7 protein-coding genes are annotated in these 6044 nt (G+C 36.8%); 6 read left to right on the forward strand and 1 reads right to left on the reverse strand.

Annotated features, from left to right (window positions below):
- The 4 genes from serC to AC1DTM_RS16455 form a co-directional block, all read left to right on the forward strand.
- On the forward strand, positions 1-597 hold a 597-nt coding region (serC, locus tag AC1DTM_RS16440), incomplete at its 5' end, for a 3-phosphoserine/phosphohydroxythreonine transaminase (protein WP_477000500.1).
- A gap of 12 nt (positions 598-609) precedes the next feature.
- Positions 610-1782, forward strand: coding sequence for a 3-phosphoglycerate dehydrogenase family protein (locus tag AC1DTM_RS16445; RefSeq protein ID WP_477000501.1), 1173 nt, complete (start codon positions 610-612; stop codon positions 1780-1782).
- A 13-nt stretch (positions 1783-1795) separates the two neighbouring features.
- A complete protein-coding gene (locus tag AC1DTM_RS16450; RefSeq protein WP_016105380.1) occupies positions 1796-3043 on the forward strand; it encodes a DUF1015 domain-containing protein in 1248 nt (415 codons plus the stop codon).
- An 80-nt stretch (positions 3044-3123) separates the two neighbouring features.
- Positions 3124-3501 carry a hotdog family protein gene (locus tag AC1DTM_RS16455; protein WP_016105379.1) on the forward strand — a complete coding sequence of 126 codons (378 nt, stop codon included), beginning with the start codon at positions 3124-3126 and terminating at the stop codon, positions 3499-3501.
- 51 nt (positions 3502-3552) lie between these two features.
- On the opposite strand, the gene AC1DTM_RS16460 is transcribed toward AC1DTM_RS16455, so the two are convergent.
- A complete protein-coding gene (locus AC1DTM_RS16460) occupies positions 3553-4584 on the reverse strand; it encodes a S66 family peptidase (protein WP_016105378.1) in 1032 nt (343 codons plus the stop codon).
- A 292-nt stretch (positions 4585-4876) separates the two neighbouring features.
- Here AC1DTM_RS16460 and AC1DTM_RS16465 point away from each other — a divergent pair, with 292 nt between their 5' ends.
- A complete protein-coding gene (locus tag AC1DTM_RS16465; protein ID WP_016105377.1) occupies positions 4877-5518 on the forward strand; it encodes a F0F1 ATP synthase subunit alpha in 642 nt (213 codons plus the stop codon).
- Between the two features lie 180 nt (positions 5519-5698).
- Positions 5699-5968, forward strand: coding sequence for a 2TM domain-containing protein (locus AC1DTM_RS16470; RefSeq protein WP_477000502.1), 270 nt, complete (start codon positions 5699-5701; stop codon positions 5966-5968).
- Positions 5969-6044: the final 76 nt, after the last annotated feature.

A 6044-nucleotide genomic window follows, 5' to 3' on the forward strand; every position in this document is an offset into this window, starting at 1 on the left:
CATGTAGAAAGAGTGCCGCTTGTTGCGGATATGTCCTCAAATATTTTATCAGAACAATATGATGTTACGAAGTTTGGTCTCATATATGCGGGTGCGCAAAAGAATTTAGGGCCAGCGGGTTTAACGATTGTAATTATAAAAAGAGATTTAATTGGCAGTGCAAATAGTGCTTGTCCTACGATGCTAAACTATGAAACTTACAGTAAAAATAACTCCCTATATAATACACCGCCATCCTTTAGTATTTATGTGACGAAACTTGTACTAGAGTGGTTGAAAGAACAAGGCGGGGTATCTGCGATTGAAGAACAAAATAGAATGAAATCTTCACTTCTTTACAGTTTTTTAGATGAATCTAAATTGTTTACTTCACCAGTTGACCCTACGTATCGATCACTTATGAATATTCCGTTTACAACACCGTCAGAAGAGCTTAACAATCAGTTTTTACAAAAAGCGAAAGAACGCGGTTTCGTTACGCTAAAGGGACATCGCTCAGTAGGTGGTATGCGTGCAAGTATTTACAATGCGATGCCAGTGGAAGGTGTTGGGCAATTAGTAGCTTATATGAAGGAATTTGAGCTTGAAAATAGATAGGGAGATGGGGATATGTTTCGTGTTCAGACGTTAAATCAAATTGCGGAAAAGGGTTTGCAAATTTTTGATGGGAATCGCTATGAAATTGGAGACAAAGTAGGTCATCCAGATGGTATTTTACTTCGCAGCTATTCTTTACATCAAGAAGAATTTTCAGAAGATTTAAAGGCGATTGCAAGAGCTGGTGCCGGTGTAAATAATATTCCTGTTGAGCGTTGTACGGAAAAAGGGATTGTAGTATTTAATACGCCAGGGGCTAATGCGAATGCAGTGAAGGAACTTATTATCGCAAGTCTTATTATGTCTTCCCGTAATATTATAAATGGAGTGAGCTGGACGAAAGAGTTGGATGGAGAAGAAGTACCACAGCTTGTTGAAGCTGGGAAGAAGCAATTTGTTGGATCAGAGATAGCAGGGAAACGTCTAGGTGTTATCGGTCTTGGTGCAATCGGTGCTTTAGTTGCGAACGATGCGTTAGCTTTAGGAATGGACGTTGTCGGATACGACCCATATATATCTGTTGAAACAGCATGGCGTCTTTCTACGCAAGTGCAAAGAGCATTTAGTTTAGATGAAATTTTTGCAACTTGTGATTATATTACATTACACATTCCTCTTACGAACCAAACGAAGGGGATTGTTGGTGAACACGCTATAGAGACGATGAAAAAAGGAATGCGTCTATTCAATTTCTCAAGAGGAGAACTTGTAGATGAAACAGCTCTTCAAAAAGCGTTAGAAGAAGATATTATTACACATTACGTAACAGATTTCCCGAATGAAAATGTTATAAAGATGAAAAATGTAACAGCGACGCCTCACCTTGGTGCATCTACGTCTGAGTCTGAAGAAAATTGTGCGGTAATGGCAGCTCGACAATTACGTGAATATTTAGAGACAGGAAATATTCGTAATTCAGTAAACTATCCAAACGTAGAACTTCCGTACATTGGAAAAAAACGAATTACGATTATGCATCAAAACGTTCCGAACATGGTAGGGCAAATTACAGGATGTTTAGCAGAACATCATATTAATATTGCGGATATGATTAATCGTAGTAAACATTCTTGGGCGTACACAATGATTGATATTGATAATGSTATTGATGATATAATTAAAGAGAATATTGTGGAAAATATAAGCAAAATTACAGGTGTTGTAGCCGTTCGAATGATTGTGTAAAGGAGAGAGGAACTTGGCAAATATCCGACCGTTTCGGGCCATCCGTCCAGTAGAAGAAAAAGCTGTGCAAGTGGCAGCTTTACCTTACGATGTATTAAATAGTGAAGAGGCAAGAGAAGTTGTAAAAGGGAATCCATATTCTTTCTTACATGTTGATAAAGCAGAAATTGATTTAGATCCAGCACTTTCACCGTATGATGATCGCGTATATGAAAAAGCGGGTGAAAATTTAAAGCAATTTATACAAGAAGAAGTGTTCGTTCAAGATGAAGAGCCAGCGCTTTATATTTATGAACTGACGATGCAAGGAAGAACGCAGTCAGGCCTTGTCGTTTGTACATCGATTGACGAGTATGAAGATGATACAATTAAAAAACATGAAAGAACGCGTCATGAAAAAGAACTAGATCGCATTCGTCACGTAGATGTGTGCGATGCAAATACGGGTCCTATCTTTTTAACTTATCGTACAAAAGAAGAAGTGAAACGTTTAATTGCAAGCTGGAAAGAAGAACATGCGCCAATTTATAAATTTACGGCAGAAGACGGAGTCGAGCATGTTGCGTGGAAGATTGCAGATGAAGAAGTAATTACGACTTTAGTAAATGCATTTGAAGATATCCCTAACTTGTACATTGCAGATGGACATCACCGCTCTGCATCAGCTGCAAAAGTAGGAGTTATGCGAAGAGAGCAATATCCGAATTACACAGGAGAAGAGGAATTCAATTTCTTCCTATCTGTTTTATTCCCTCATGATGAATTATCAATTTGGGATTATAACCGGGTTGTGAAAGATTTAAATGGCTTATCAGTAGAGCAATTTTTAAAGCAAGTGGCGCAATATTTTTATGTGGAAGAAGCAGGTGTTTCACCGTATAAACCAAATGAGCCAAAATCATTTGGAATGTATGTAAACGAAAAGTGGTATAAGCTCACAGTGAAAGAGGAAACATTTGATGCGAATGATCTTGTTAGACGTTTAGATGTATCTATTTTACAAGATCATTTAGTAAGTCAGGTGCTTGAAATACATGATCCGCGCTCTGATTCACGCATTGATTTCGTCGGCGGAATCCGCGGATTAGAAGAACTAGAACGTCTTGTGAATAGCGGTGAATACAAAGCAGCGTTCGCGTTATATCCGACATCAATGGAAGATTTATTAACAATCGCAGACGCTGGAGAAGTAATGCCGCCGAAATCAACATGGTTTGAACCGAAACTTCGCAGTGGGTTGTTTGTACATTCGTTAAAATAAACTTCTTTAGTTTGAAAAACCGAAATGATTTTTAGTTTCGGTTTTTCTTATTTTAAAAGTGTTTTTGAGGAGGGGTATCAATGAAATTGCAAGTAGGAGAAAAAATCACCTTTGAGCGAACTTTTACAAAAGAGGATGTTGTTTTATTTACAGAAGTATCTAAGGATGAGGGAATTCATCATATTACACCAGATGAACAAGGACGATTTGTTGTACAAGGTCTTTTAACATCAACGCTTCCTACGAAAGTTGGCGGTGATCATAATGTATTAGCTCGCAAGATGGATTTTGAATTTTTACGTCCCGTTTTTAGCGGTGATACGATTCGTTGTGACGTAACCATTGAACAATTTGAGCCTGATGAAAAAAATCGGACAAAGATTATTGCGATGTTTACATGTATGAATCAACTTGAAAAGGAAGTAATGAAGGGGAGTTTTTCGGGGATTATTCTTTAATCAGTAGGCAAAGGAAATGAAATAAGTGTGGGGGGAAACCCCACACTTATTTTATTCCACGCCACTTTCTAAAATAGAGAAAGATCTATTTTCACAATCAATTTCTGCCATCGCACCGTAAGGTAAAATAAACTTCGGTTCAGTATGCCCGAAATTTAAATTATAAAGAACTGGCAAATCTTCTAAGTTATATTCCCCCATAACTTTCAGTATTTCATGTTTATATTCTTCATAATACATTTCGTCTTTCGGTTTACCAAAAATGATTCCTTTTGCTTTTTGCAGAATGCCTTGTGCTGCATAATTTCGCAACCAATACTTTATATAACTTGGTTCTGGATGATCTTCAGAGGTTTCAAAGAAAAGGATGCTATTCTCCCAATGTTCTTTCTCGGGCCAAAGTTCCGTTCCTTTTGCAAATTCCAGTACTTCTATACAACCACCAATCAAACGCCCTTGTACAGTGGTAGAGCCTTGAAGTAGCTCATATCCATTGTTTTGTTGCATCGTACGCCTTTTATCCTTATTTATCTCTATCCATTCTAAACGCTCACTCGTCCATTCATTAGCTGGTTGAATTTCGCCAATCATCTCATTTGAAAAGAGAGTACGATTTACCGTCGCAATCGTATATGAATCCATCTCTACATTTTCGGCAAAATCGGTTAAAATTGCTGGACCGTAAAAAGAAGAAATACCTGCTTTATGACAAAATAAATGTGAAACGGTATCGTCAGAGTACCCCATAAAAATTTTTGGGTTTTCACGTATCATATTAAAATCAATATAAGGAAGTAAACGGATGCTATCTTCTCCACCTATATTCGTAATAATTCCTTTAATACGTGTATCTTTAAATGCTGTCATTAAGTCTTCCGCGCGAGCTTGTGGATTTTTATAAAGGTATTCGCTACCTTTTAAACTATTTGGCATTGGGATAACTTTAAGGCCGAAAACTTCTTCTAATCTCTTTACTCCTTGCTCATAACGCCATTGTAGCTTAGCATCACCTGCGCCTCCCCACGAAGCACTTACTGTCGCCACAATATCTCCTGGCTGTAATCTTTTGGGTTTCATTAACATTTTAATTCCGCTCCTACATAATTTAATGGACTACGATTATACAAAATGTAGCATTGAAAAAATATGATGCATGACATTAGTTTCTTCATCATCAATCAGTTTACCTGCTGGTATTCAAGGATTTGGCATTCGTGTTGAATATAGGAATAATCGATTTAAATTTAAAAATTACAGTATGCAACATTGCATGAGAAAGATGGTTGCTATTCCTTATTGTCTGTAACTATAATAGTTACAGGTTGGTCGTATCCAATCGAAAAAATAAAATCATCATGAATGGAGATGTTTCATAATGGGTATGAAAAAATTAATTTTAGCAGGTGCTTTAGGGATCGCAGCATTATCAGGAACGAATTTACCAGGATTAGAACTGTCAAAAGCGAGTGCGGCTTCTATTGAGTCGAATTTCTCGACGTTAGAAGGGCGAGTAGTAGAAGTGGATAATGGTGTGATTATCGTTAAATCTAAGCAATACGAAGAACCTGTTAGTGTTTATATTGATTCACTTTCAAATGTGAAAGTAGGGGATGAAGTAAAAGCTACTGGATCTATGATGCGTAATTTTACAGAATATATGGTTGCAACTGCAGTTGAAAATACAACAAACAAGTTAGGCATGCACATGAAAGAAGATGGCTCACCTGATTATGTAATTGGAGAAGTATCAAAAGTAGGAACGATGGAAGATGAGGGAGACGGTGCTACTAAATATGTCGTAGTTGAGTATCCATCGCTAAATGGGAAGAAAGTTATTATTGATGTTTTCTTAACAAAGGGACAAGTATTTAATACGGGTGAGAAAGTGAAAATTGATATGAAGTATGTGGGCTGGGGTGGAAGTTCTATTAACTGGAACACAACGGATCATATCGAAAAGGTTTATGAGGTAAAGGGCAACGTTGAAAATAATGATGATGTTTGGATTTGGTCTTAATTAGACGCCTGTAAATAACAAATGTATCATGCAGTACCCAGCAAATGATCATGTGTATGACAATTTGCTGGGTACTTTTTTGTTTGATGTTTTTTTGAGAATAACGGATTTCCGATTAGAATATGATGTTAACACTGGAGCGAAGGTGAAAAAATACAATATTGAAAGAGGTGTTTAAGGGTGGAGCGAGATGAGAATTATTTACGAGCTAAAAAAAGGGTGGAGAATTTAAAAGCGTTTTACATTCATTTAACGGTCTATATACTAGTTAACTTAATGCTTTTTTTTATAAATATAAGCTCTGATTCAAGTAAATTATGGTTTTTATATCCACTGGGAGGTTGGGGAATCGGTATCGTTATACACGGTTTGACAACTYTTCCATTTGGGATATTCGGAAAAGAGTGGGAAGAACGAAAGATTAAAAAATATATGGAGAAAGATAAGTAAATTTATTTCTGGAATGTATGAATATAAAATCTCATATAAATCTCTGTGATCAAATGCTTGATGCGAAGTCTATTCT

It is taken from the genome of Bacillus sp. P4_D3 (assembly GCF_056401855.1).

What these genes read in the sequence shown, in the direction of transcription:
- AC1DTM_RS16460 (WP_016105378.1), bottom strand. Translation starts at nt 4,584, where the DNA reads ATGTTAATGAAACCCAAAAGATTACAGCCAGGAGATATTGTGGCGACA.
- AC1DTM_RS16465 (WP_016105377.1), top strand. Translation starts at nt 4,877, where the DNA reads ATGGGTATGAAAAAATTAATTTTAGCAGGTGCTTTAGGGATCGCAGCA.
- AC1DTM_RS16455 (WP_016105379.1), top strand. Translation starts at nt 3,124, where the DNA reads ATGAAATTGCAAGTAGGAGAAAAAATCACCTTTGAGCGAACTTTTACA.